This is a genomic window from Stenotrophomonas sp. YJH_SMC_138 (assembly GCF_059369855.1).
On record NZ_JCAFTB010000006.1, the window covers coordinates 21855 to 45978 of the forward strand.

Below are 24124 nucleotides of genomic sequence, written 5' to 3' on the forward strand. Positions count from 1 at the left end.
CGGATGCCGGCGCGGTGTGGCCTGACTCTGGTGCGCCCAGCTCTGGTGGGTGCCGACCGTTGGCCGGCACGGATGCCCTGGCGCTCGCGATCATCCACGCATGGCGTGGAACTACCTGGGAAACTCCGCCTTCAACTGCATGCGCAGGGCCTCGACGATGGCCGCATAGCGCCGCTTCTGGACCAGATAGCTGGCCAGGAACAGCGGCAGCACCAGCAGCATCGGTGCCACCATCGGGCGCATCGCCACCAGCGGCAACAGCAGCAGCGACAGGATTGCCACGAACCAGCTGCACAGGCCGATCACCCGCACCTCGTGCCGTCGCGCGTTGAGAACGATGCGTCCACGCATCACCGGGAAGTAGCGCAGGCCGAAGCTCGGTGCGAAGCTCTCGCGGAACGCCATGCTGCCATCGGGCAGCGCATGGAAGGCCAGTTGCAGCCATCTGTCCTGCGGCAGGTCACGTTCCAGGCTGCCCAGCGAGAGCCGGGCCTGCATGGCCGGTGACGCCGCGATGCGTTCGTTGAACAGGGTGATGCCCCAGCTGAAATAGCCGGCCACCCAGGCCATCAGAAGGACGGCTTCGATGAGGAGCACTGCGATCAGGGCGATGGCCATCGGTCTTCCATGAATGGGACCGGTGGATCATGCCATGCGGGACGGCCCATCCACGCAGGACGTGGATCTACTTCAGGGCTTCGCCATCCAGGCCCAGGTCCCATGCCAGGCCCAGCAGTTCATCGTCGGCTCGGGAGGGGGTGGGGCGCGCATCGGCCAGCTGCTGCAGTTCGAGCAGTTCCTCGCGGGCCACGTCTTCCAGCCGCTGCAGCTGCTCACGCACGCTCGCATTGCGCGGGCGCTCGGTGTCGGTGAGGGCGGGCAGGGCGCGGATCAGGGTCATGGTGCGCGTACAGGATGCATCCAATGGCGGGTTACAGGCAAAGGCCCCGGGCGAACCGGGGCCTTGCGGGCTGCCGGCGAGGGCAGCGGACATCAGGATCAGAACAGCTCGACGGTGCCGGCGCCCATGCTCTGCTGGGCGACGGGCTTGTGCGGCGGGCGTTCCCATTCGCTGCGCAGCTCGCGCAGGCGATTGCCGGTCCGCTGCAGGGCGCTGGCGATCTCTTCGTCGAACACGCCGCCATTGCGGTGCAGCAGCTCCTGCAGGGCCACCGCTTCGCGGTTGATCGCGGTCAGGCGGTCCAAGTGGGTGTGCACGCCGCCCAGCGCCTGGGTGGCGATGTCTTCGAACTGCAGGGCACGCACGGCTTCGGCCACGCTGCCATCGATCGCACGGGCGCACTCGGACACTTCGCGCATGCCGTCGCCCAGCGAGGCGTTGATCTGCGCGACGTTGTCGAGCATCGCTGCTGCTTCCTGACGGGCTTCGCGGGAGCGGTCCATATCGCGCGAGGCCATGTGCGAAACCGTCTCGCGCACCTTGGCGATGGCGTCCTTGGAGCTGTGCGCCAGCTTGCGGATCTGCTCGTTGAAGGTGGTCGAGCGCTCGGACAGGTTGCGCACTTCGTCGGCGACCACGGCGAAGCCACGACCGGCTTCACCGGCGCGCGCCGCTTCGATGGCCGCGTTCAGCGCCAGAAGGTTGGTCTGGTCGGCGATCGACTTGACGTCTTCCAGCAGCGCGAAGATGCCATCCAGGTGCTGCGCCATCTGGTCGATGTGCTGCACGGTGGTGCTGCTCTGGCCGCTCACCTGTTCCAGCGCTTCCACCAGCTGTTCCATGCGATGGCTGGCGTGCTGGGCGAAACGGGCGACGTCGAGGCCGGCATTGCCTTCATCACCGGCGCGGTCGACGATGCGCGACAGGGCCTGGCTCTGCTGGCGCGACTTGCGGTTCATGGCATCGAAGCTGCCGCCCAGGCTGGAGACGGCCTGGCGGATCAGGTCACGGGCGCGTTCCACTTCGCCACGCGAACCGTCGATCTCGTTGCCGACGAAGTTGCGCAGCTCGGTCAGCAGCTGGTCCTGTTCGCGCAGGACACGGGCGTGCTCGGGGGAACGATGTGCCTGGGCGCGGGTGGTCCACCACGCAAAGCCGAGCCAGCTCAGCGTCATCGTGGTCAGGATCGCCCAGCGCAGGGCGGCCGGCCATTCGAAACCGATGGCGAAGGGGAGCAGCAGGGTCAGAGCCAGGGGGGCGGCCAGACGGATGAAAATGCGTGAGTACATGGACGTTCTCGGGAGGTGCACGGAGGATGTATCGGCCGTACCCCCTTTCTCTTTAACGTCGATGTGCCTCGAAGTGCATTCTGAATGCGCCGATTTTCCGGCGCCTTGGCGGCCTCGGGGTCAGAGCCCTTTCCGTGCCGGAAAGGGATCCGACCCCTTGGGCAGGCGCAACGGGGTCGGATCCCTTTTCCATGGAAAAGGGCTCTGACCCCACACCCTCAGGCCAGCAGGCGGTCCACGGCCTCGATCATCGCCTTGCGGCTGAACAGGAAGTCCCAGTAGCTGCCGCCCAGCTGGCGCCACAACACCGCCGAACGCACCGCGGCCAGCAGCAGGGCACGGATCTCCGCCACCACGCCGGCCTGGCCCAGGTAGTGCGGGTTGCCCTGCACCATCACCCGCGGTTTCAGGTGGCTGATGGTGTCGGCATACAGGCCGCCCAGGTTGGCCAGTACGTCCGGGTGGCCACTGTCGCCCAGTTCGGTGGCCTGGCGCTGGGCGCGCTCGATGCCCGAGGCGACCTTGTTCACGGTCGCCCCATCCTGCACGAAGCGGCGCTCCAGCTGCAGCACCGACAGGGCCAGCTTGGGCAGGATCGGGTCCTGGCCCTGGCTGCGGAAGTAGTTGTGCAGCAGGCGCAGGCCGGACTTCAGTGCATGACGGTCACCGAACACCGCCTGCGGCGAGGACGCATCGACGCGGAACACGCTGTCCACGGCGGTGCGCACGGCGGCGGCGTCGGAATGGCCGGTATCGGCGATGCGGCGCACCTGCTGCAGGGCCTGGGCAATGCCGGCCAGGGCCAGGACGCGGTCGTCGACAGTGAAACTCATGCAGCGATTACCTCAAAAGGGGAGGGGGTGGTGCGCAGGCGTTGTTCCAGCGGCGCATCGGTGGCGGCGATCACCGCGCCGCCCAGGCACACATCACCGTCATACAGCACCAGCGATTGACCAGGGGTAACGGCACGCTGCGGGCGCGCAAAGGTGACCAGCACGCTGCCATCGTCCAGCACCTCGACCGTACATGGCTCGTCGGGCTGGCGGTAGCGGGTCTGGGCGGTGCATTCGAAGCGCCGTGCCGGCGGTGAGCCGGCGATCCAGTGCGCGGTTTCCGAACGCAGGCGGTCGGACAGCATCCACTTGCTGTCGCGGTCCTGGTCCACGTACAGCACGTTGCTGGCCACATCCTTGCCAACCACGTACCACGGCGCGGCCGGGCGGCCACGCACGCCGCCGATGTTCAGGCCCTCGCGCTGGCCCAGGGTGAAATAGAACACGCCCGGGTGTTCGGCAATCACGCTGCCGTCGGCCGGGTCGAGGATCTGGCCGGGCTTGGCCGGCAGGTAGCGGCCGAGGAATTCGCGGAAGTCGCGCTCGCCGATGAAACAGATGCCGGTGGAGTCCTTCTTGGCGTGGGTCGGCAGGCCGACGTCGCGCGCGATCCGGCGCAGGTCGCTCTTTTCCAGGTCGCCGATCGGGAACAGGGTGGCTGCCAGCTGTTCCTGGCCCAGTTGATGCAGGAAGTAGCTCTGGTCCTTGGATCGATCGGCGCCGCGCAGCAGCAGCCACTGGTGGCCGCGCTGGGTCACCCGTGCGTAATGGCCGGTGGCGATGCGCTCGGCGCCCAGCTCGCGGGCGGCGTCCAGGAAATGCTTGAACTTCACTTCACGGTTGCACAGCACGTCCGGGTTCGGCGTGCGGCCGGCCGCGTACTCGGCCAGGAAGTGCTCGAACACGCCCTGCCAGTACTCGCTGGAGAAGTCCCGGAAGTGGAACGGGATGCCCAGCAGGCCGCACACGGCCACCGCGTCGCGACGGTCATCCTCGGCACGGCAATCACCGCTGCCATCGTCGGCCCAGTTCTGCATGAACAGGCCGGCCACGGCCTCGCCCTGCTGTACCAGGCGCCAGGCGGCGACCGAGGAATCGACGCCACCGGAGACGCCCACCATCACACGTGGAGTGCTCATGCGACCTCCCGGACCAGCGAAAGCGGGTGGCGCTGGCCACCCAGGTAATCCGCCACCACCTGCCACACCAGCGGGCTGCGCTGGCGCTCGCCGGCGGCCTGCAGCTCGGCCGGGGTCAGCCACAGCGCGCGGTCGATGCCGGTGTCCAGCGGCTGCGCCGGGTCGTGCGAAACCGGGCGCGCCGCGTAGCAGAAGCGCAGGAAGGCCGTGCCGTCGCCGGCAGTCCACTGGTAGCAGCCGATGAAGTGGGTCAGCTGCACCGTCCAGCCGGTTTCCTCGCGGGTCTCGCGCAGGGCGGCCTCGGCCAGGCTTTCGCCCGGCTCGAGGTGGCCGGCCGGCTGGTTCAGCACCTGGCGGCCGTCAATGGTCTCCTCGACCAGCAGCACGCGGCCGCCGTCGATCACCACGGTGGCAACGGTGGCGTGCGGTGCCCAGCGCGGGTCCGGCGTGGCGTTCAACTCAGAACTCGTCCTTCTTGGTCAGTTCCAGCTCCATCGCGTCGGCGGTGCGGATGGCCGCATCGATGGCGTCGCTGAGCTGGTCGGCGGTGGCATCGGCGTCGATCTTCACCACGAACATGGCAGTGGTGTCCTGCTTTACCCAGCCGCCCATCTTGGCGTCCTGCGAATCTTCCAGCAGGCGGTTGGCCACGGCCACCGGGAACTGCTTGGTCTTGGCGCTGTAGGCCGGCGACCAGATCTCGCGGATGTTGTGGCTGCCGAAGTCTTCCACCGCCGAGCGCACGTAGACCATCTGGGTGCGGTCACCCTCGACGTCGAAGACCATGCGGTAGTCGCCATCCTCGTCGACCTCGTAGGTGTAACCCAGCTTGTCCAGGTGGCGGGCCACGGACTTGTCGGCCTGGGGCGCGGCGGTGGCAGCACCGGCAGCGGCCAGGGTGATCAGCAGGGCGGGCAGAAGGGTCCTTTTCATGAAGATCCTGTGAAGCAGTGTTGAAAGAAGCTGCAATTGTGACGTTGGGCGTGCGTGCCGTCCAATCCGCGGCGGGCCGACGCAGGTCCGGCGCTACCCCTATAATGGGCGGATGCCCCATGAGTCCTCCCCCGATTCCCAGCACGAGCACGGCGTTGCCGTGGAGCCCGCGCGCCCGGAAGTGGCGCCGCCGCCGTTCTATCAGGTGATGCTGCTCAACGACGACTACACCCCGATGGATTTCGTGGTGGATGTGCTGCAGCAGTTCTTCAGCATGGACCTGGACAAGGCCACGCAGGTGATGCTGCACGTCCATACCCGCGGCCGCGGCGTCTGCGGGGTGTTCACCCGCGAGGTCGCCGAGACCAAGGTTGCCCAGGTCAACGAGTACTCGCGGATGAACCAGCACCCGCTGCTGTGCACGATGGAAAAGGCCTGACCGGCTGCCGATCCTCGTCCGGGTACATCGACTCCGGACACGGCGTGCCCACCAAGGTGGGCACCTACCAAGGCAGAAACCTGTAGAGCCGAGCCCATGCTCGGCTGCTTTTCGTCCCGGCGCAATGATCCCGGATGGAGTGCGCCCACCACGCGCGGAGGTCACGCCTCCGCCAACGCCTCCAGCGCCATCCGCGCCACCGTCTCGTCGACGTCGGCGGGGTCGCCGTCATCCCTGAACCACACCGCCGACAGCGCAGTGCTGGCCGCGATCCAGCGCAGCAGGCGCGTGCGTTCCAGGCCGGCCAGTGCGCTTACCTGTTGCAGCCGGGCGGCAAACCGCTCGGGCCGGGTGGCCACATGGATGCCCGGGCCACAGAGGTCCGGGTTGCTGAACATCGTCGTGTAGTCGAACGCGCGGTCGCCCAGCAGCCGCTTCGGGTCGATCGCCAGCCAGCCACGCGCGCCGAAATCCAGCACGTTGTCGTGGTGCAGGTCGCCGTGCAGCGGCCGGATCTCGTGTTCTTCCTGCAACACCCGCTCCGCCAGTGATCTGCACTGTTCCAGCAGTGGCGGCAGCGCGGCCCTTGGCTGCAGCAGGTCGGCGAACCATGTACGCAGGCAGACCAGTTCCGCTGGTGGCGCGCTCCGTGGCCGGTGCAGCTGCCGCAGGACCTGGCACAGAATCGTGGTACAGGCATCATCGTCGCCCTCGATCGAACGTTGCCGCAGCGAATCGCCGCCGGCACGCTCGATCAGGATCGCCGGCCCCTCGTGGGCCAGCAGGCGGGCGGCACCATCGCCGTCCCACCAGCGCAGCAGGCGATGGCCGTTCTGCTCCTCGGTTTCGCTGCTGACCTTCAGCATCGCCGGTTCGCCGTCGGCGGTCAGCACCGGCCAGAGCTGGGCGTGGGGCGTCTCGATGGCCGCGCCATCACGCCGCAATCGCCAGCGGCTCAGGTAGGGTTCGCTCATGCTGGGTGGGCTGTCCTGGAGTGAATGAAGATCAAGCGATCTGCACTGCTAACGCCATCTGAACGCAGCAATCCGCTAGGGTGATGGAAATCGCGTAGTCAGGCCGCATATTGTCCCCATCTGCCGCCGGAGTAATCCATGTTCAGCAAAGACCTCGAACACACCATCGGCCAGTGCTACAAGCGCGCCCGTGAGGCCCGGCATGAATTCATGACGGTCGAACACCTGCTGTTGGCACTGCTCGACAACCCGTCCGCCCAGGCCGTACTGAAGGCCTGTGGTGCCGACGCCGAACGCCTGCGCCAGGAGCTGGAGCAGGCCATCGAGGCTTCCGTGTCCCGCCTGGCCGAAGATGACGGCCGTGATACCCAGCCGACCCTGGGCTTCCAGCGCGTGCTGCAGCGGGCCGTGTACCACGTGCAGTCCTCGGGCAAGAAGGAGGTCACCGGCGCCAACGTGCTGGTCGCCATCTTCGGCGAAAAGGACTCCCATGCCGTCTATTACCTCAACCAGCAGGACGTGACCCGTCTGGACGTGGTCAATTACCTGTCCCATGGCATCGCCAAGCTGGGCGAGGAAGGCGAGCAGCCGTCCTCCTCCTCCGATGGCGAAGGCCGCATCGAAGGCGGGGAGGGCGAGCCGAAGGGTGATGCCCTGACCGAGTTCGCCAGCAACCTCAACGAACAGGCGCGGTCCGGCCGCATCGATCCGCTGGTCGGCCGTGCCGACGAGATCGAGCGCACCATCCAGGTCCTGTGCCGCCGCCGCAAGAACAACCCGCTGTACGTGGGCGAGGCCGGCGTGGGCAAGACCGCGATTGCCGAGGGCCTGGCCCGCCGCATCGTCGAGGGTTCGGTGCCCGACGTGCTGGCCGACGCGGTGATCTACTCGCTCGACCTGGGCGCGCTGGTGGCCGGCACCAAGTACCGCGGCGACTTCGAGAAGCGCCTGAAGAGCGTGCTGACCGCACTGAAGAAGGTCCCCAATGCGGTGCTGTTCATCGACGAGATCCATACCATCATCGGTGCCGGTTCGGCCTCGGGTGGCACCATGGATGCGTCCAACCTGATCAAGCCGGCGCTGGCCTCCGGCGAGCTGCGCTGCATCGGCTCGACCACCTTCCAGGAGTACCGCGGCATCTTCGAGAAGGACCGGGCGCTGGCCCGCCGCTTCCAGAAGATCGACATCGTCGAGCCGACCGTGGGCGAGACCTACGAGATCCTGCAGGGCCTGAAGTCCAAGTACGAGCTGCACCACGGCGTGACCTATTCGGACGAAGCGCTGCAGGCGGCGGTGGATCTGTCGGTGAAGCACATCGGCGACCGCCTGCTTCCGGACAAGGCCATCGACGTGATCGACGAGGCCGGTGCCCGCCAGCGGCTGCTGCCGGAAGGCCAGCGCAAGGAGCTGATCGACGTCGAGGAAGTGGAGGCGATCGTGGCCAAGATGGCGCGCATCCCGACCAAGCAGGTCAGTGCCACCGACAAGGATGTGCTGCAGCACCTGGAGCGCAACCTGAAGATGGTGATCTTCGGCCAGGACCCGGCCATCGAGACGCTGTCCTCGGCGATCAAGCTGGCCCGCTCGGGCCTGGGCAATCCGGAAAAGCCGATCGGCAACTTCCTGTTCGCCGGCCCGACCGGTGTCGGCAAGACCGAGGTGACCAAGCAGCTGGCGCTGCAGCTGGGCATCGAGCTGGTCCGCTTCGACATGTCCGAGTACATGGAGCCGCATTCGATCAGCCGCCTGATCGGTGCCCCTCCGGGCTATGTCGGCTTCGACCAGGGCGGCCTGCTGACCGAAAAGATCGTCAAGACGCCGCACTGCGTGCTGCTGCTGGACGAAATCGAAAAGGCGCACCCGGATATCTTCAACATCCTGTTGCAGGTGATGGACCGCGGCGTGCTGACCGATACCAACGGGCGTGAGGCCAACTTCAAGAACGTGGTGCTGGTGATGACCACCAATGCCGGCGCGGCGCAGGCCTCGCGGCGCTCGATCGGCTTCACCAAGCAGGACCATGCCACCGACGCGATGGAGACCATCCGCCGCAGCTTCACCCCGGAATTCCGCAACCGACTCGATGCGGTGGTGCAGTTCCAGGCGTTGGGCTTCGAGCACATCCTGCGCGTGGTCGACAAGTTCCTGATCGAGCTGGAGATGCTGCTGCAGGACAAGCACGTCAGCCTGTCGGCCACACCGACCGCGCGCGACTGGCTGGCCCACCACGGCTTCGACCCGCTGATGGGTGCGCGCCCGATGGCCCGCGTGATCCAGGACAAGATCAAGCGTCCTCTGGCCGACGAGCTGCTGTTCGGCAAACTGGTCAACGGCGGCAAGGTGAACATCGATGTCCGCGACGACGAGCTGGTCGTCGAGACCCAGGCCGAGCCGGAGCGCCTGCTGCCGGTCACGGTGGAGTGAGCTGACGCCGGGCCTGGCCCGGCGGACCTGAAATGACAAGGGCGGCTTCGGCCGCCCTTGTCATATGCGCCATCAACGGCCGCGCTGGCGGGCCTTCTTCTGGAAGGTGGCTTCGTCGATCGGTTCGATCTGCGCCACCCGGCAGTGGTCGGCATCGGTGCGCAGCTGGCTGCGGCCGGCGCTGCACAGCAGGCCCTGCTGGCCTTCGGTGATGAAGCTCAGTTTCCGCGAGTAGCCGGCAGTGGAGCAGTCGTTCTGGAAGTGCACGACATAGTGGTCCTGGCCATTGCGCAGCAGGATGTTTCGCGAAACGCCGGCGCGCACGATCTGCTGGTCGCTGCCCAGCTGGATGCAGTCACTGGCCGTGGAAGGGGGCTCGGCGGCGCGCACAGGCGATGCGCTGGCGGACGCGGCAACGGCGACGAGCAGGGCGGTCAACGTGAGCATGTTCATGGCGGGGCAGGGGAGTGGCGATCCGGACTGGATCGGGTCCCACGATGCCGCCACGGATGAAGATGCGAATCTGCCGCAAGCAGGGCTGACCGACGCCACGGTGCGTTCGGTCACGATGACCTCCGGCAGGGCCGGATTGCACCCATGACAAAAGGCCAGCAACCAGGGCTGGCCTTGTCGAAGTGGCGCAACGCGCCGACCGCTTACTTCATGCGGTAGGTGATACGACCCTTGGTCAGGTCGTACGGGGTCATTTCAACCTTGACCCGGTCACCGGTGAGGATGCGGATGTAGTTCTTGCGCATGCGGCCGGAAATGTGGGCGATGATTTCGTGCCCATTTTCCAGGCGAACGCGGAAAGTGGTGTTCGGCAGCGTCTCGCTGACGGTGCCCTCGAACTCGATGGAATCGTCTTTCGACATGTAGTCCTGTGCGGTTCAGAAAACGGCCACGCTGGGCCTAAGGCGCAGTATTTTACGCGTGACCGGCCCAGCTTGCAAAGTTTGTGTTAACCCCCGGCCAAACGCTGTGCCGGCAAGCGTCCGACCGCCTGCGTCCACGGGCCTTCACGGCCGTCATGGCGCACCGCGTGGCGGACGTGCTGCAGGAACGCCGCGCGCGGCAGGTGCTCGGCGCCCATCCGCAGCAGGTGCGGATTCTCCACCTGGGCATCGATCAGCGCCCAGCCCCAGCCGTGAAGCGTGGATGCCAGCGCGGCCAGGGCGATCTTGGAGCCGCCGCTGGCGCCACTGAACATGCTCTCGCCGAAGAACATCGTCCCGATCGCCACCCCGTAGATGCCGCCGACCAGCGTCTGCCGGTCCCAGACCTCGAAGGAGTGGGCAAAGCCGAGGTCATGCAGCTGGCTGTAGGCCTCGACCATGTCGGGGCTGATCCAGGTGCCGTCCTGGCCGGGCCGCGGTGCCGCCGCACAGGCGCGCATCACCCGGCTGAAGGCGGTGTCGGCGGTGACCTCCCATGTGCTGCCGCGCAACTGGCGCCGGAAGCGGCTGGACAGATGCACGCCATCGGTACGGAACACCATGCGCGGGTCGGGCGACCACCACAGGATCGGCTCGCCCTCGCTGAACCATGGAAAGATGCCGCCCGCATACGCGTTGAGCAGGCGCGCCGGGTGCAGGTCGCCGCCCACGGCGAGCAGGCCGTCGGGCTGGCGCAGGGCGGTCTCGGCCGGCGGGAAGGGGGCGTCCGGCGCGTCGGCCAGGCGCCAGGGCAGCTGGCGGGTCATGCCGGCATTGTATTCGTCGCGGCCCCGCGCGAATGCCGCGGTAGATGCCAACCTTGGTTGGCGGGTCACCCGTCCGCGCGAAATGGGCTGTGCCCCAGCAGCTCCTGTTGGTAGCGCCGCACATCCCGCCGCTCCTGCCGGCACCACTCCTGCAACGCCTCGGCGAACTCCGCATCAGCCACCCAGTGCCGGCTGCGCACCAGTGTAGGCAGGAAGCCGCGCGCCAGCTTGTGCTCGCCCTGTGCGCCGGGTTCGAAACGACTCAGGCCTTCGCGCAGGCAGTACTCGATGCCCTGGTAGTAACAGGCTTCGAAGTGCAGGCCGGGCAGGGTGGCGCCGCCCCAGTAGCGGCCGTACAGCGTGTCACCGCCGCGCAGGCACAGCGCGCCGGCAATCGGCTGGCCTTCCTGCTCGGCCAGGAACAGCACCAGCCCGCGTCCCAATGAAATGGCCAGATGGCGCAGGAAGGGCTCGGTCAGCGCCGGGGCATTGCCGTATTCCAGGAAGGTCTGCAGGTAGAAGCGGTACATCGCCTGCAGGTCGGCGCGGCTGGCGTCGTCGCCGTGCACCACGCGGAAGGTGATGCCCTGGCGGGCGACCTTGGCCCGTTCCTGGCGGATGTTCTTGCGGTGCTTGTGGTTCATCGCGCCGAGGAACTGGTCGAATGTCGCCCAGTCACCCGGGTTCTGCCACTGGAACTGCACGTCCTCGCGCAGCAGCCAGTCATCGCCGAACAGCGCTTCGTCCGCTGCGGTGTGGAAGTTGATATGGGCCGATGACACCTCCAGTGCCGGCAGTGCATCGCGCAACGCCGACAGCAGCGTAGTGCGCTCTGAATCGTGACGGGCCAGCAGGCGCGGCCCGGTGACCGGCGAGTACGGCACCGCGCCCAGCCACTTCGGGTAGTAGTCGCGGCCATGGCGGGCATAGGCATTGGCCCAGGCGTGATCGAACACGAATTCGCCGTGGGAGTTGGTCTTCAGGTAGCCCGGAATTGCGCCGATCAGGCGCTCGCCCTCCCACAGCGTGAAGTGCCGGGGTTGCCAGCCCCAGTCCTCGCGCAGGCAGCCGTGCTCTTCCAGGCCTGAGAGGAAGGCGTGGCTGATAAACGGATTCTGGCCGTCGTGCAGGGCATCCCAGTCGGTGGCGGGAATGGACTGAAGGGAGTGGAGGAAGCGGGTGGAGGGCATGGTTGGCAAGGATAGGCCAGGTGGATCGCGAACGGTGTTGGCGGAGCTGGGTTGGTTTGTTTCGGTTGGAGGTGAGGAAAATTTGAATTCTCCATCCGTGTGCGCTGTGTTGCGGAATCGCCGTCGCGCGGCTGGGCAGGGTGGCGGGACGCCGCATGAGCGGCGTGTGTCCCACCACATGGAGGAATCAACAATGAAGGGATTGAAGCTTGCAACTGCCGCGGTCGCGTGCGGCCTGATCTTTGTGCCGCCCGTGTTGGCTTCTGGAGATCAGCCGGCGAAAGTGCTTGAGGATGCAGGTGCTCACGCGGAGGCGGTTGCGCTGTTGGAGCGTGAAGCTTCGAACCAGCTGACGCGTCATTTGCAGGAGAGGGGTGAGCTGCGACAAATCAGCGTCAGCATCCGTCTGGATGTGAAGGCAAGATCGATGGTGATCAGCTTTGGGCCTGGATACCTTCCCGGCCCGGATCGCGGTTATGACGAGCTCTTCCTGATTCCGATGGCGTCTACGTTGAGGTACTACGCCGAGAAGTCGGGACTGGATGTGAATGATATTGACTTCCTGTTTGACGGAAAAACCCTTGAGGAATACTACCCCGAGGATCTGGCCGTTCCGCCGAAGACGAACGAGAAGTCGACGCATACATCAGCTTTGGTGTCAGCAAGCCATGGCTACATCAGCTTGCATCCCAGCAGAGAATGGAAGTTTCAGCGCCCAGCGCCTCTCGGCATTCAGGAAGACACGCTGAGTCCACTGTTTGGTGACGAACTGCAAGGATTGATCGAACAACGTAGCGGTTTGACGGTGCACCGGGCACGCAGCCGCTCCACGGAACTCCATCCGGAGTCCGGGAAGCCATGGGAGCACATGTCATCCCGCTACCACCTCAAGGCGCTTTTCCCCGAACGCACCGACATGTGGAATGAGTTTCCGAACAGCCCAGAGTCTGCTCGCGAAAAGGAAGAGGACATACGGGCTCGCCCCAACTACGCAAACCATCTGGGTGTGGATGTGATGCTGAGCCTGCACACCAATGGCAGCGATTCAGCCAGTCTGCGTGGAACCGAGGTCTACTATCATCAGGACAAACCGCAGGACAAGGCGCTGGCGGATAGCATTCTCTGTGGGATGCGTGAAATCATCCGAGCGCAACCGGGCTATCGGGATTTCCCGATTCGCGAGAGTTCGACCTCGGCCAGGCACGGCGAGAACCGCATCGGGAAGATGCCCTCGGTGATCATCGAAACCGCCTACCACTCCAATCCTGACGATGTGGCCGCCTTGCAGGACCCCGTCTTCCGCTCGGCGTCGATGAAAGGGGTGGAGAAGGGCTATCGCCTGTGGGCAACGGGAAAGTCGTGTGAGCCGCTGTCCGGGCAGCCGATCGCAGATGTCGACGTTCCATCCGGCGACTCGCGCGAGGTGGACGTGGCGTTTGCGGGCCATCCGCAATTCCCGATCAGCCTGATCACCCGCAATACGCTGTGCCCATCAGGGTGGAGCTGCAGCGGACGGACGGTGGTCATCGATTCGCCTGACCAGCCCAGCAGGATGCAACTCAGCTGCGGTCGCGACAGCGTGGGGACGCTCGGCTGGGAGACGCATGTGTTGGATGCGGATGGGGTCAAGTCGCAGCCCGTGCCTCACACCGTTCGTTGTGTTCCCGATGCGGCCGGCCCTGATCGAAATGGCTTGCCTGAGAATACGGCTGCCGCAGGGATGTAACGAGAAAGGCCGACGCTTTCGCGTCGGCCTTTCTCCTGAGTCGAGCATGGCTCGACTCTACAGAGCATAATCAGCGCTTCAGCTGGCCTTGCCCTGCGCGTCCAGATAGCGCTCGGCGTCCAGAGCGGCCATGCAGCCGAAGCCGGCCGAGGTGATCGCCTGGCGGTAGTGCTGGTCGGCCACGTCGCCGGCGGCGAACACGCCTTCCACCGAGGTCTGGGTAGCGTTGCCGCCCAGGCCCGAACGGATTTCCAGGTAGCCGTTGTTCATCGCCAGCTGGCCGTCGAACAGGGTGGTGTTCGGGTGGTGGCCGATGGCCACGAAGAAGCCGTGGGCATCGATGTCGCGGGTGCCGCCGTCCAGGGTGGACTTCACGCGCACGCCGGTCACGCCGGCGTCGTTGCCCAGCACTTCCTCCACCTGGTGGTGCCAGACGGTCTCGATCTTGCCTTCGGCCACCTTCCTGAACAGCTTGTCCTGCATGATCTTCTCCGCCTTCAGGGTGTCGCGGCGGTGGACCAGGTAGACCTTGCGGGCGATGTTGGACAGGTACAGGGCCTCTTCCACCGCGGTGTTGCCGCCGCCGACCACGACCACGTCCTGGTCGCGGTAGAAGAAGCCGTCACAGGTGGCACAGGCGGACACGCCGCGGCCCTTGAACTCGTCTTCGGTCGGGATGCCCAGGTACTTGGCGGTGGCGCCGGTGGCGATGATCAGCGCGTCGCAGGTGTACTCGTGGCTGTCGCCGATCAGCTTGAACGGGCGCTGCGACAGGTCGGCGGTGTGGATGTGGTCGAAGATGACCTCGGTCTCGAAGCGCTCGGCGTGGGCCTGCATGCGCGCCATCAGGTCCGGGCCCATCAGGCCGTGGGCGTCACCCGGCCAGTTGTCCACCTCGGTGGTGGTCATCAGCTGGCCGCCCTGCTGCAGGCCAGTGATGACGACCGGCTTCAGGTTGGCACGGGCGGCGTAGACGGCGGCGGTCCAGCCGGCCGGTCCGGAACCGAGGATGACGAGGCGCTGGTGGCGGGAGGGCAGGCTGGTGCTCATGTAGACTCGCGAAAAGGTAGATGGGACAAGGCGCTGGCGATGTTTGCGCAGCATCCGTGGCTGGTCATAGAGTGGCGGCTGGGGCAGGGCGATTCAAGCCGATGAACAGAACGCCGTCATCCAGCGGTGGTTTCACCCCTGTCCGGGCCCGGTCAGAAGTCGCATAACTGAAAACTGACGCCGTCTCATTTATTATCAATCACTAACAGCGCATTCCAAAGGTATGGTCTAAGGTGGCGAAGCAGGTCCCTGAACGCTCCAAGTCGGACGACAGCAAGGCGTCACGTCGCACGGCCGCGGCGGCGACGACCGACAATCCACGCCGCCAGCGCCTCTGGCGCGACCTGGGCCTGATCGCGATCGCGCCGGCCCTGCTCTATCTGGCGGCGAGTCTTTTCACCTATTCAGCGACGGATCCTGGCTGGTCGCATACCGGCAGCGTGGTCGCGCCGGTGCACAACCTCGGTGGTCGCGCGGGCGCCTGGATCGCCGACGTGCTGCTGCAGTTGTTCGGCTACATCGCCTTCCTGCTGCCGGTGGTGCTCGGTGCGCTGTCGTGGATTGCCATGTTCGGCCTCAAGCGCGAGAGCAAGGGCGAGAACGACCTGGACCCGGCGCTGCGCCTGGTCGGCCTGGTCGGATTCCTGATCGCCGGCACCGGCTTCCTGCATGTACGCCTGTTCAGCGGCGATGTCTCCAGCGCCGGCGGCATCCTCGGCAAGCTGGTTGGCAATTCGCTCACGGTGGGCTTCGGTGCGCTGGGCGCGAACCTGTTCGTGCTGGTGTTGCTGCTGGCCTCGATCACCCTGGCCACCGGGCTGTCCTGGTTCACGGTGATGGAAAAGATCGGCCGTGGCGTGATGTCGCTGGCACCGTTGCTGGCGCGCAAGAAGGAAGAAGTCACCGAGTGGCAGCAGACCCGGGTGATGCGCGAGGAGCGCCAGGAAGTGCGCAAGGCCGATGCCGAGGTCCGCGCCAAGCGCGAGCCGGTGAAGATCGAGCCGCGACCGGAACCGGTGATCGAGAAGAGTGACCGGGCCAAGCGCGACACGCAGATCCCGATGTTCCGTGGCGTCAATGGCGACGGCTCGGACCTGCCGCCGTTGGCCCTGCTGGACGACCCCAAGCCGCAGCCGGTGGGCTACGACAAGGAAACCCTGGACGCGCTGTCACGGCAGATCGAGTTCAAGCTGAAGGATTTCCGCATCGACGCCCAGGTGGTCGGCGCCAACCCCGGGCCGGTCATCACCCGCTTCGAGATCGAGCCCGCGCCGGGCATCAAGGTCAGCCAGATCAGTTCGCTGGACAAGGACATCGCGCGCGGCCTGTCGGTGAAGTCGGTGCGCGTGGTCGACGTGATTCCGGGCAAGTCGGTGATCGGCCTGGAAATCCCCAACGTCACCCGCGAGATGATCTACCTGTCCGAGCTGTTGCGCTCGAAGGAATACGACAAGTCGGCCAGCGTGCTGACCCTGGCGCTGGGCAAGGACATTGCCGGGCGCTCGACCGTGGCCGATCTGGCGCGCATGCCGCACCTGCTGGTGGCCGGTACCACCGGTTCGGGCAAGTCGGTGGCGGTCAACGCGATGGTGCTGAGCCTGCTGTTCAAGGCCTCGCCGAAAGACCTGCGGATGCTGATGATCGACCCGAAGATGCTCGAGCTGAGCGTCTACCAGGGCATCCCGCACCTGCTGGCGCCGGTGGTCACCGACATGAAGGAGGCTGCCAACGGCCTGCGCTGGTGCGTGGCCGAGATGGAGCGCCGCTACAAGCTGATGAGCGCGGTGGGCGTGCGCAACCTGGCCGGCTTCAACAAGAAGGTGAAGGAAGCGCAGGATGCCGGCCAGCCGCTGATGGACCCGCTGTTCAAGCCGAACCCGGAGCTGGGCGAGGCGCCGCGTCCATTGGAGACGCTGCCGTTCATCGTCATCTTCATCGACGAATTCGCCGACATGATGATGATCGTCGGCAAGAAGGTGGAAGAGCTGATCGCGCGCCTGGCACAGAAGGCGCGTGCGGCCGGCATCCACCTGATCCTGGCCACGCAGCGCCCGTCGGTGGACGTGATCACGGGCCTGATCAAGGCCAACATCCCGACCCGTATCGCCTTCCAGGTCAGCTCCAAGATCGACTCGCGCACCATCCTCGACCAGTCCGGCGCGGAAACCCTGCTGGGCCACGGCGACATGCTGTACCTGCCGCCGGGCACCGCGCTGCCCGAGCGCGTGCATGGTGCGTTCGTGTCCGATGACGAAGTGCACCGCGTGGTCGAGCACCTCAAGGCGATGGGCCCGGCCGACTATATCGACGGGGTGCTGGACGAGGTGCAGACGATGGGCGACGGCGTGGTCGTCGGTGCCACCGGCCTGCCCGAGACCAGTGCGGCCGGCGACGAGTCCGACCCGCTGTATGACGAAGCGCTGCGGGTGGTCACCGAGACCCGCCGCGCCTCGATTTCCGGCGTGCAGCGCCGGCTGAAGATCGGCTACAACCGTGCAGCGCGACTGATCGAGGCCATGGAAGCGGCCGGCGTGGTCAGCCCGCCCGAGCACAACGGCGACCGCACGGTGCTGGCACCGCCGCCGCCGAAGTAAGGCCCGACGTATCCCCCACGACGTCCAAGGAACCGACGCATGCTTCACCCCGTACCAAGCGCGCTGGCGCTGGCGCTGGCAGCCTTCCTGGCTGCCGGCCCGGCACTGGCAGAAACCGCCACCTCCGCGCCCGCCACGGCGCCGCCTTCCACCAGCGGCGATACCGAAGCCAGCAATAATTTCAGCATTGTCCGTTACCGCGCCGACTACCAGGTGCGGCCGGATGCGGGCAATGTGCAGACCGAAACCTACGAAGTCCTGCTCAAGACCAAGGCCTCCGTCGAGCAGTTCAGCCAGGTGCGGCTGAGCTACAGCGAGAAGATGGAAACCCTGGAGGTGCTTGGCGCCTACACCATCACCGCCGACGGCCAGCGGCGCGACGTGCCGGCCGATCGCATCTACACCCAGGAGAGCTACTCCAGCGCCTCGGCGGCGATGTATGCCGACCGCAAGGTGCGGGTGATCGTGTTCCCGAACCTGGCCCCGGGCACGCGCCTGTACTACCAGGTGCGCCGCACCCAGGCCACGCCGTACTTCCCGGGCTATTTCGGCCTGTGGGAGACCTTCAACGTCTTCACCGAGTACGAAGACGCCGAGGTCACCCTGACTGCGCCGGCCAGCCTGCCGATGTTCATCGACAGCCGCGGCGTGCAGGGCAGCGATCGCCCGACGGTGAAGAACGGCCAGGCGCAGTGGCGCTGGCGCTACCAGCGGCGCGAAGCCATGCCGGCACAGAACTGGTCGGCGGCGGGCTGGGAGTTCGGCCCGAACATCATGGCCAGCACGTATCGTGACTGGTCGCAGATGGGACGCGCCTACCAGCTCAAGGCCGGCCCGGCGGCCGACGTGACCCCGGCGCTGCAGGCGCTGGCTGATGAAATCACCGCTGGCATCAGCGACCGGCGCGAGCAGGCCGATGCGCTGTACCGCTGGGTGGCGCAGAACATCCGCTATGTGGCGGTGTACCTGGGCAATGGCGGCCTGGAGCCGAACAGCGCGCAGAGCATCCTCGACAACCACTACGGTGACTGCAAGGACCATGTGACGATCCTGGAGGCGCTGCTGGCGGCCAAGGGCATCGCCAGCTCGCCGGTGCTGATCGGTGCCGGCGGCGGCCCCACGCTGCCGAAGATTCCGGTGCTGGGCCGCTTCAACCACGCCATCACCTACATCCCCGAGTTCGATCTGTATCTGGATTCGACCACCGCGTGGGCGCGCTTCGGGCAGCTGCCGGAAGGCGACCTCGGCGCACCGGTGATGCGTACCCGCGACGCCTCGTTGGCGCGCACCCCGGCCAACACGCCGCAGCGCAACGCCACCTCGATGGAGGTGCGTTTCACCTTCGACGCCAACGGCAACCTGCGCGGCGAGACCATTCCGAAGCTGGGCGAGAACGCCGAGATCGGCATGCGCGCCCAGTTCTCCCAGCTCAACGCGCAGAACCGTGCGCGCGCCGAGGAGCAGATCATGGCCGCGTCCGGTTTCGACGGGAGAGGGCAGCTGCAGATCCAGGGCGTGCCGGTCGACCTGACCCGGCCGTTTGGCTATCGCATGGCGTTCCAGGCCGAGGACTACGCCGACTTCAGCGTGGCCGGCGGCATGGCCGTGCCGGATCCGCCGGGTGGCGAATCGGTGCGCGGCCTGTACGCCACCGCCTCGGCGCCGGCCAACGAGACGCCGTTCTACTGCAATGCCAGCCTGCGCGAAGAGACCTATCGCCTGCAGTTCCCGGCCAATGCACCGATCATCGCCATCCCGGCCAGCCAGCGTTTCAGCAACGCCGCCGGTGAGTATCGGGTGGACTGGAGTCGCGAGGGCCAGGACGTGATCGTGCACCACCACTTGCAGCAGAACGCGGTGCGTGGGCCGGAGGCGCTGTGCCAGCCGCAGGACTACACCGCATTCCGCGCGTTGTATCGCGAAGTGCGGCGTGGCTTCCGTGGCCAGGTGCTGTACGGCAAGCTGCCGGGCTCGGGCGGCTGAATCGCCGATGGACGTTCAGGGCGGCATAATGTCGCCCTGATCGCCCATTCATCTTTCCCCGGGCACACTGGCAACCACCTTTCCTGGCGCCCGCGCCCACAGGATTCCCGCATGAACTTCCGCTTCCGTCGTTTCCTTGCCACCACCACCCTGGCCGTGGCCTGCGCCGCCGCCGGCAGCGCCTGGGCAGGCGCCCGCGATGACCTGAAGACCTTCACCAGTGGCCTGAAGGGCCTGGATGGCCAGTTCAGCCAGCAGGTGTTCGACAGCCGCGGCAAGGTGAAGGAATCGACCAGTGGCCGCGTGGCCCTGTCGGCGCCGCGCCTGTTCCGCTGGGAATACGTGCGCCCGCACGAGCAGTTGATCGTGGCCGACGGCAAGAAGGTCTGGATGTACGAACCGGACCTGGAGCAGGCCACCGTGCGTGAGCAGGGCAAGGAAGAGCAGAACAGCCCGCTGACCGCGCTGATCAACCCGGCACTGCTGGAACAGCAGTACGACGTCAGTGAAGAGGCTGCGCAGCGCGACGGCCTGCAGTGGCTGTCGCTGTCGCCGAAGCGCGAGACCGAAGCCAGCTTCCAGTACGCCGCGCTGGGCTTCAATGCCCAGGGCCTGGCCAAGATGGAAATCACCGATGCGGTTGGCCAGCGTACCGTGATCAGCTTCAGCGGCTGGAAGCGCAACCCGGGCTTCGCGGCCGGCACCTTCAGCTTCACCCCGCCGAAGGGTACCGACGTCATCGGTAATTGACCTGTGGGCGGAGGCGCTTTGGTGGGTGTCAACCTTGGTTGACACGCTTTTGATCTACCGGCCAGCGGCCGGCTCTACCGATCCTGTGGCCTGATCTGCCGGGCAGGGTTCGGTGCTGTCTGCTCTGGCGGGTGTCAACCGGCACCGTCATGGTGGGTGTCAACCTTGGTTGACACGCTCTTGATCTGCCGGCCAGCGGCCGGCACTACCACCCGTGCGGCCTGATCGCCGGCATGGCCCGGCGCTTTCTGCTCTGGTGGGTTTCAACCGGGACCGCCTTGGTGGGTGTCAACCGTTGGTTGGCACGCTTGGGATCTGCCGGCCAGCGGCCGGCACTACCAGACATCGCGTCCCGCCGCCGGGCACGGCCCGGCGCTACCGTTGGGCGGCGCGGTACAATGACCGGGTGGCAAGACATCGTTCAACTTCCTTCCCTGGTCCCGATCTGCTGAGCGTCGATCGGGAACACCTGCGCCCGCTGGCCGAGCGCATGCGTCCGCGCACTCTCGACGAAATGGTTGGGCAGAAGCGCCTGCTGGCGCCGGACAGCGCGCTGCGTCGCGCGGTCGAATCCGGTCGCGTGCATTCAATGATCCTGTGGGGGCCGCCAGGCTGTGGCAAGACCACGCTGGCGCTGTTGCTGGCCGAATACTCCGACGCAGAATTCCGTGCCATCTCCGCCGTGCTCTCCGGCCTGCCGGAGGTGCGCCAAGTGTTGGCCGAGGCCGCGCAGCGTTTCGCCGAAGGCCGCCGCACCGTGCTGTTCGTGGATGAGGTGCACCGCTTCAACAAGGCGCAGCAGGATGCGTTCCTGCCGCATATCGAGCGCGGCACCATCCTGTTCGTCGGTGCCACCACCGAGAATCCGTCGTTCGAGTTGAATTCCGCATTGCTGTCGCGTTGCCGCGTGCATGTCCTGGAAGGCGTTTCGCCCACCGACATCGTCGAGGCGCTGGAACGTGCGCTGGGTGATCGCGAGCGCGGCCTGGGCGAAGAGGGTATCGAGGTCCCCCCCGAACTGCTTCTGGAAATCGCCACCGCTGCCGATGGTGATGTGCGCCGTGCGCTGACCCTGTTGGAGATCGCCGCGGAACTGGCGGGCGGGGAGGGGGGACGCATCACGCCGCAGACCTTGACCCAGGTGCTGGCCGATCGCACCCGTCGCTTCGACAAGGGCGGCGAGCAGTTCTACGACCAGATCTCGGCGCTGCACAAGTCGGTACGCAGCTCCAACCCGGATGCCGCGCTGTACTGGCTGACCCGCATGCTCGATGGTGGCTGCGACCCGTCCTACCTGGCGCGCCGGCTGACCCGCATGGCCATCGAGGATATCGGCCTGGCCGATCCGCGCGCGCAGAGCATGGCGCTGGAAGCCTGGGACATCTACGAGCGGCTGGGCAGCCCGGAAGGCGAGCTGGCGTTCGCGCAGCTGGTGCTTTACCTGGCCAGCACTGCCAAGTCGAACGCCGGCTATGCGGCCTTCAATCAGGCCAAGGCCGACGTGCGCGAGAGCGGCACCGAAGAAGTGCCGCTGCACCTGCGTAATGCGCCGACCAAGCTGATGAAGGAGCTCGGCTACGGCGCCGAGTACCAGTACGACCATGACGCCGAGGGTGGCATCGCGCTGGACCAGACGGGTTTCCCGGATGCGATGGGCGAACGGGTGTACTACAACCCGGTGCCGCGTGGCCTGGAAATCAAGCTGAAGGAAAAGCTGGACCGGCTGCGTGCCGAGCGCGAAGCGGCGAGGGCGGCAAAGGGTCGCTGACCCGGTTTATGTAGCGTCGAGCCGCGCTCGACTCCGCTCTGGACCGGGCCAGCAGCGCCTGCGGCAACGGCAGCCGAGCATGGGCTCGGCTCTACAGGGCCAATGGCAGCCGAGCATGGCTCGGCTCCACATTGTTCCCGGCGGCGGTCTTTGGCACACTGCGCGGCCACTTTTTCAAGGATTGATGCCGTGCAGGAAATGATTCTGCCGTTGAAGCGCTACGCCCAGTTCGAGGGGCGTGCCAACCGTCGTGAGTACTGGATGTTCCAGCTGTTCATGCTGATCGTCTCCGCCGTCCTGATGGTGCCGCTCGTTGCCGGGCTGGTGATGCAGTCCGACGTCCTGGGCATCGCGTCGATCATCCTGTTTGTCGTGTTCTGGCTGGCCACGTTCGTGCCGGTCATCGCCGTCACCGTGCGCCGCCTGCACGACTGCAACCAGTCGGGCTGGATGTACCTGCTGGCCTTCGTTCCGTTCGGCGGCCTGGTGATCTTCGTATTCGCGCTGCTGCCGGGCACGCCGCAGGAAAATGCTTATGGTCCGGTGCCTTCGGGGCCGTGACATTCCGCGAGTCGGGCATGGCTCGACTCCACAAGAGGCAAAGAAAAGAAGCCGGCATTTCGCCGGCTTCGTCTTTACTTGATGGTGCAGTCGCCGAAGGACAGGTAGTCCGTGCCGGAACTGAACTGCAGCGTGCAGCTGGCGGTGAACGTCGCGCCTTCTTCCAGTGCGCCCAGCTTGGCCGCCTGCTGTTCGTCGTCGCTGGTCAGCCGGGCCAGGACATTGCCCTGGTCGTCGCCGGCCTCGATCAGCGGCTCGCCCGCCAGGTTGCTGGAAACGCTCAGGGCTACGGCAGTGAATGTCACCGTCTGGTTGAGTTGGTCCATGCCCAGTGACGAATTGCCGGCTTCTTCAAAGGCCTGGTAGAGCGTTGGCAGGTCCTGTGCGGCATGGGCGGCCAGCGGCGCAAGCAGGCCGAGGGAGAGGGCGATCAGGGTGGTGTGCTTCAAGGGAGTCTCACAATCATGGGATCCAATCCCATGGCGGTTGTGTGCAGATGAACGCGACCCGGATGGCGGCAAGTGCCCGCCATCCATGGCTGCGCTGGAAGCGGGGCGATCCAATGCCCCGATGGGCGGCAAAATAGGGGAATTGCTGCCCCTTGCGCAACCCGGGCATGCGCGCGCGTGATACACAGCGTGACGTTTGATCGATGTGATAATCATTCGCGTTTAAGGTAGACTGCGGTCCCTTGTGAACCGGCGGCCCTGGGCCGCTTCTGCCGCCGCTGATGAAGCACTTTGTTCCGCCTTCGCGCCGTGGTCTGCTGGCCCGCGGCTTGGCCGCCTTGATGATGGGTCTGCTCCTGGCCACCCCATATGCCCATGCACAGCAGCGCAACCCGCTGCAGAAGATCGGCCGCACCGTGCTCGACGAGCCGGCGGCCAGCTATCGCTTCGAGCATTTCGTGGTGGACAGTCCCGACCAGCAACGCCGCTGGCGGGTGAACCTGGCGATTCCGGCCAAGGCCGGCAAGACGCCATCCCCGGTGCTCTACGCGCTGGACGGCAACGCCGTCGCGATGGTCCTGGATCAGCCGTTGCTGGCCGAGCTGGCCGCGCGCAAGGCGCCGCCGGTGCTGGTGCTGATCGGCTACGACAACGACCTGCGCATCGATTCCAAGGCGCGCACCCGCGACTACACCGCATGGATCGACCGTGCCGACGACGAGAGCGGTACGACCCAGGCGGTTGGCGGTGGGGCTGCCGCGTTCCTGGATGTGATCGAGCGCCGCATCAAGCCGGAAGTGGAGCGTCGCGCACGCATCGACACGCAGCAGCAAGCGCTGTGGGGCCACTCACTGGGTGGATTGTTCGTGCTCAATGTGCTGTACACGCGCCCGGCCGCCTTCCAGTCCTATCTGGCCGCCAGCCCGTCGCTGTGGTGGAGCCAGGGTGCGGCGCTGGGGGATCCGGAACAACAGTTCGTGCAGAACGTGCACGGCCAACCGGCAAGGCTCTGGCTGATGCTGGGCGGTGCCGAGCGTGTCGGTGATCGCGGCAAGCGCGACATGAACAATCCGCGCGTGGTCGCGCACCTGCGCCGCATCGGTGGCGCCACCCCGGATGCGGCGATGCAGCTGTCCGAGCGCTTGGGCAAGGTGCTGGGCCTGAGCGTGCAGTACCGCGAGTTCCCCGGCCTTGGCCACGGCCCGATGCTGCCGGCGTCCTTCCATGCGGCGCTGCATGAGCTGTACGGCGTGACCGATCGCAGCGCCGGCGATGGCGCGCCCAATGGCGGTGACAACGCCGCCGAATGAATCCCTTCGCACGCGCTGCCGTGCGACCCCACTACCCAGGCGAGGCTGCCGACGTGCAGCGGCCCAGGCAACCGATGACCCCCGCGCCACGTGGCGCGGCCTACGTGTG

Annotated in this window: 23 protein-coding genes; 9 read left to right on the forward strand and 14 right to left on the reverse strand. The window is 66.3% G+C overall.

Features of this window, described 5'->3' with window-relative positions:
* Nucleotides 1-111 precede the first annotated feature (111 nt).
* The 7 genes from AC5P7I_RS13625 to AC5P7I_RS13655 all read right to left on the reverse strand — a co-directional run bounded on the left by AC5P7I_RS13625 (nt 112) and on the right by AC5P7I_RS13655 (nt 5095).
* The gene (locus AC5P7I_RS13625) at nt 112-618 is read right to left on the reverse strand and encodes a hypothetical protein (protein WP_032961898.1); all 507 of its coding nucleotides are present in this window, start codon (nt 616-618) and stop codon (nt 112-114) included.
* Nucleotides 619-685: 67 nt separating this feature from the next.
* Entirely contained in the window at nt 686-901 is a 216-nt protein-coding gene (locus AC5P7I_RS13630) for a hypothetical protein (protein WP_014647074.1), read from the reverse strand.
* Between the two features lie 98 nt (nt 902-999).
* Nucleotides 1000-2190 carry a methyl-accepting chemotaxis protein gene (locus AC5P7I_RS13635; protein ID WP_014647075.1) on the reverse strand — a complete coding sequence of 397 codons (1191 nt, stop codon included), beginning with the start codon at nt 2188-2190 and terminating at the stop codon, nt 1000-1002.
* A 218-nt stretch (nt 2191-2408) separates the two neighbouring features.
* A complete protein-coding gene (gene hflD, locus AC5P7I_RS13640; RefSeq protein ID WP_032961893.1) occupies nt 2409-3023 on the reverse strand; it encodes a high frequency lysogenization protein HflD in 615 nt (204 codons plus the stop codon).
* Nucleotides 3020-4162 (reverse strand): tRNA 2-thiouridine(34) synthase MnmA, encoded by a 1143-nt coding sequence (gene mnmA / locus AC5P7I_RS13645; RefSeq protein WP_053495617.1) that lies wholly within the window; start codon nt 4160-4162, stop codon nt 3020-3022. Before mnmA ends, hflD begins: the two co-directional genes overlap by 4 nt.
* Nucleotides 4159-4620 (reverse strand): NUDIX hydrolase, encoded by a 462-nt coding sequence (locus AC5P7I_RS13650; RefSeq protein ID WP_014647078.1) that lies wholly within the window; start codon nt 4618-4620, stop codon nt 4159-4161. Before AC5P7I_RS13650 ends, mnmA begins: the two co-directional genes overlap by 4 nt.
* A gap of 1 nt (nt 4621) precedes the next feature.
* Nucleotides 4622-5095 carry a hypothetical protein gene (locus AC5P7I_RS13655; RefSeq protein WP_014647079.1) on the reverse strand — a complete coding sequence of 158 codons (474 nt, stop codon included), beginning with the start codon at nt 5093-5095 and terminating at the stop codon, nt 4622-4624.
* A gap of 112 nt (nt 5096-5207) precedes the next feature.
* Here AC5P7I_RS13655 and clpS point away from each other — a divergent pair, with 112 nt between their 5' ends.
* Complete coding sequence (clpS, locus tag AC5P7I_RS13660) at nt 5208-5534, forward strand: ATP-dependent Clp protease adapter ClpS (protein ID WP_005416477.1); 327 nt, start codon at nt 5208-5210, stop codon at nt 5532-5534.
* A gap of 161 nt (nt 5535-5695) precedes the next feature.
* On the opposite strand, the gene AC5P7I_RS13665 is transcribed toward clpS, so the two are convergent.
* Nucleotides 5696-6508 (reverse strand): APH(6) family putative aminoglycoside O-phosphotransferase, encoded by an 813-nt coding sequence (locus tag AC5P7I_RS13665; protein ID WP_262087564.1) that lies wholly within the window; start codon nt 6506-6508, stop codon nt 5696-5698.
* A gap of 138 nt (nt 6509-6646) precedes the next feature.
* On the opposite strand from AC5P7I_RS13665, the gene clpA reads away from it, so the two are divergent.
* The gene (clpA, locus tag AC5P7I_RS13670; protein WP_014647082.1) at nt 6647-8932 is read left to right on the forward strand and encodes an ATP-dependent Clp protease ATP-binding subunit ClpA; all 2286 of its coding nucleotides are present in this window, start codon (nt 6647-6649) and stop codon (nt 8930-8932) included.
* Between the two features lie 72 nt (nt 8933-9004).
* Here the strand turns inward: clpA and AC5P7I_RS13675 are convergent, their stop codons facing one another.
* The 4 genes from AC5P7I_RS13675 to AC5P7I_RS13690 all read right to left on the reverse strand — a co-directional run bounded on the left by AC5P7I_RS13675 (nt 9005) and on the right by AC5P7I_RS13690 (nt 11824).
* On the reverse strand, nt 9005-9379 hold the full coding sequence (locus AC5P7I_RS13675; protein ID WP_229767389.1) for a hypothetical protein: 375 nt from the start codon (nt 9377-9379) through the stop codon (nt 9005-9007).
* A 209-nt stretch (nt 9380-9588) separates the two neighbouring features.
* Nucleotides 9589-9807 carry a translation initiation factor IF-1 gene (gene infA, locus AC5P7I_RS13680; protein ID WP_005409596.1) on the reverse strand — a complete coding sequence of 73 codons (219 nt, stop codon included), beginning with the start codon at nt 9805-9807 and terminating at the stop codon, nt 9589-9591.
* An 86-nt stretch (nt 9808-9893) separates the two neighbouring features.
* Nucleotides 9894-10634 (reverse strand): leucyl/phenylalanyl-tRNA--protein transferase, encoded by a 741-nt coding sequence (gene aat, locus AC5P7I_RS13685; protein WP_014647084.1) that lies wholly within the window; start codon nt 10632-10634, stop codon nt 9894-9896.
* A 65-nt stretch (nt 10635-10699) separates the two neighbouring features.
* Nucleotides 10700-11824, reverse strand: coding sequence for a GNAT family N-acetyltransferase (locus AC5P7I_RS13690; RefSeq protein ID WP_262087565.1), 1125 nt, complete (start codon nt 11822-11824; stop codon nt 10700-10702).
* A 193-nt stretch (nt 11825-12017) separates the two neighbouring features.
* Here AC5P7I_RS13690 and AC5P7I_RS13695 point away from each other — a divergent pair, with 193 nt between their 5' ends.
* Nucleotides 12018-13550, forward strand: a complete 1533-nt coding sequence (locus tag AC5P7I_RS13695) for an N-acetylmuramoyl-L-alanine amidase family protein (RefSeq protein ID WP_262087566.1) — start codon at nt 12018-12020, stop codon at nt 13548-13550.
* Nucleotides 13551-13628: 78 nt separating this feature from the next.
* Here AC5P7I_RS13695 and trxB read toward each other — a convergent pair whose 3' ends face one another.
* Nucleotides 13629-14600, reverse strand: coding sequence for a thioredoxin-disulfide reductase (gene trxB / locus AC5P7I_RS13700; protein ID WP_014647087.1), 972 nt, complete (start codon nt 14598-14600; stop codon nt 13629-13631).
* Between the two features lie 233 nt (nt 14601-14833).
* Between trxB and AC5P7I_RS13705 the strand changes: the two genes are divergently transcribed.
* The 5 genes from AC5P7I_RS13705 to AC5P7I_RS13725 all read left to right on the forward strand — a co-directional run bounded on the left by AC5P7I_RS13705 (nt 14834) and on the right by AC5P7I_RS13725 (nt 22256).
* Nucleotides 14834-17194 (forward strand): DNA translocase FtsK, encoded by a 2361-nt coding sequence (locus AC5P7I_RS13705; RefSeq protein ID WP_014647088.1) that lies wholly within the window; start codon nt 14834-14836, stop codon nt 17192-17194.
* Between the two features lie 39 nt (nt 17195-17233).
* Nucleotides 17234-19177 (forward strand): DUF3857 domain-containing protein, encoded by a 1944-nt coding sequence (locus AC5P7I_RS13710; protein ID WP_262087567.1) that lies wholly within the window; start codon nt 17234-17236, stop codon nt 19175-19177.
* Between the two features lie 111 nt (nt 19178-19288).
* Nucleotides 19289-19927, forward strand: coding sequence for an outer membrane lipoprotein periplasmic chaperone LolA (gene lolA, locus AC5P7I_RS13715; RefSeq protein WP_005413289.1), 639 nt, complete (start codon nt 19289-19291; stop codon nt 19925-19927).
* Nucleotides 19928-20417: 490 nt separating this feature from the next.
* Complete coding sequence (locus AC5P7I_RS13720; protein WP_262087568.1) at nt 20418-21695, forward strand: replication-associated recombination protein A; 1278 nt, start codon at nt 20418-20420, stop codon at nt 21693-21695.
* Nucleotides 21696-21884: 189 nt separating this feature from the next.
* Nucleotides 21885-22256, forward strand: coding sequence for a DUF805 domain-containing protein (locus AC5P7I_RS13725; protein WP_014647091.1), 372 nt, complete (start codon nt 21885-21887; stop codon nt 22254-22256).
* Between the two features lie 74 nt (nt 22257-22330).
* On the opposite strand, the gene AC5P7I_RS13730 is transcribed toward AC5P7I_RS13725, so the two are convergent.
* On the reverse strand, nt 22331-22705 hold the full coding sequence (locus tag AC5P7I_RS13730) for a hypothetical protein (RefSeq protein WP_014647092.1): 375 nt from the start codon (nt 22703-22705) through the stop codon (nt 22331-22333).
* Between the two features lie 281 nt (nt 22706-22986).
* Here AC5P7I_RS13730 and AC5P7I_RS13735 point away from each other — a divergent pair, with 281 nt between their 5' ends.
* Nucleotides 22987-24015, forward strand: a complete 1029-nt coding sequence (locus AC5P7I_RS13735; protein WP_169411023.1) for an alpha/beta hydrolase-fold protein — start codon at nt 22987-22989, stop codon at nt 24013-24015.
* Nucleotides 24016-24124: the final 109 nt, after the last annotated feature.

Coding starts and splice junctions, on each gene's coding strand:
- AC5P7I_RS13625 (WP_032961898.1), bottom strand. CDS start 618: ATGGCCATCGCCCTGATCGCAGTGCTCCTCATCGAAGCCGTCCTTCTG.
- AC5P7I_RS13630 (WP_014647074.1), bottom strand. CDS start 901: ATGACCCTGATCCGCGCCCTGCCCGCCCTCACCGACACCGAGCGCCCG.
- AC5P7I_RS13635 (WP_014647075.1), bottom strand. CDS start 2,190: ATGTACTCACGCATTTTCATCCGTCTGGCCGCCCCCCTGGCTCTGACC.
- hflD (WP_032961893.1), bottom strand. CDS start 3,023: ATGAGTTTCACTGTCGACGACCGCGTCCTGGCCCTGGCCGGCATTGCC.
- mnmA (WP_053495617.1), bottom strand. CDS start 4,162: ATGAGCACTCCACGTGTGATGGTGGGCGTCTCCGGTGGCGTCGATTCC.
- AC5P7I_RS13655 (WP_014647079.1), bottom strand. CDS start 5,095: ATGAAAAGGACCCTTCTGCCCGCCCTGCTGATCACCCTGGCCGCTGCC.
- clpS (WP_005416477.1), top strand. CDS start 5,208: ATGCCCCATGAGTCCTCCCCCGATTCCCAGCACGAGCACGGCGTTGCC.
- AC5P7I_RS13665 (WP_262087564.1), bottom strand. CDS start 6,508: ATGAGCGAACCCTACCTGAGCCGCTGGCGATTGCGGCGTGATGGCGCG.
- clpA (WP_014647082.1), top strand. CDS start 6,647: ATGTTCAGCAAAGACCTCGAACACACCATCGGCCAGTGCTACAAGCGC.
- AC5P7I_RS13675 (WP_229767389.1), bottom strand. CDS start 9,379: ATGCTCACGTTGACCGCCCTGCTCGTCGCCGTTGCCGCGTCCGCCAGC.
- infA (WP_005409596.1), bottom strand. CDS start 9,807: ATGTCGAAAGACGATTCCATCGAGTTCGAGGGCACCGTCAGCGAGACG.
- aat (WP_014647084.1), bottom strand. CDS start 10,634: ATGACCCGCCAGCTGCCCTGGCGCCTGGCCGACGCGCCGGACGCCCCC.
- AC5P7I_RS13690 (WP_262087565.1), bottom strand. CDS start 11,824: ATGCCCTCCACCCGCTTCCTCCACTCCCTTCAGTCCATTCCCGCCACC.
- AC5P7I_RS13695 (WP_262087566.1), top strand. CDS start 12,018: ATGAAGGGATTGAAGCTTGCAACTGCCGCGGTCGCGTGCGGCCTGATC.
- trxB (WP_014647087.1), bottom strand. CDS start 14,600: ATGAGCACCAGCCTGCCCTCCCGCCACCAGCGCCTCGTCATCCTCGGT.
- AC5P7I_RS13710 (WP_262087567.1), top strand. CDS start 17,234: ATGCTTCACCCCGTACCAAGCGCGCTGGCGCTGGCGCTGGCAGCCTTC.
- lolA (WP_005413289.1), top strand. CDS start 19,289: ATGAACTTCCGCTTCCGTCGTTTCCTTGCCACCACCACCCTGGCCGTG.
- AC5P7I_RS13720 (WP_262087568.1), top strand. CDS start 20,418: ATGCGTCCGCGCACTCTCGACGAAATGGTTGGGCAGAAGCGCCTGCTG.
- AC5P7I_RS13735 (WP_169411023.1), top strand. CDS start 22,987: ATGAAGCACTTTGTTCCGCCTTCGCGCCGTGGTCTGCTGGCCCGCGGC.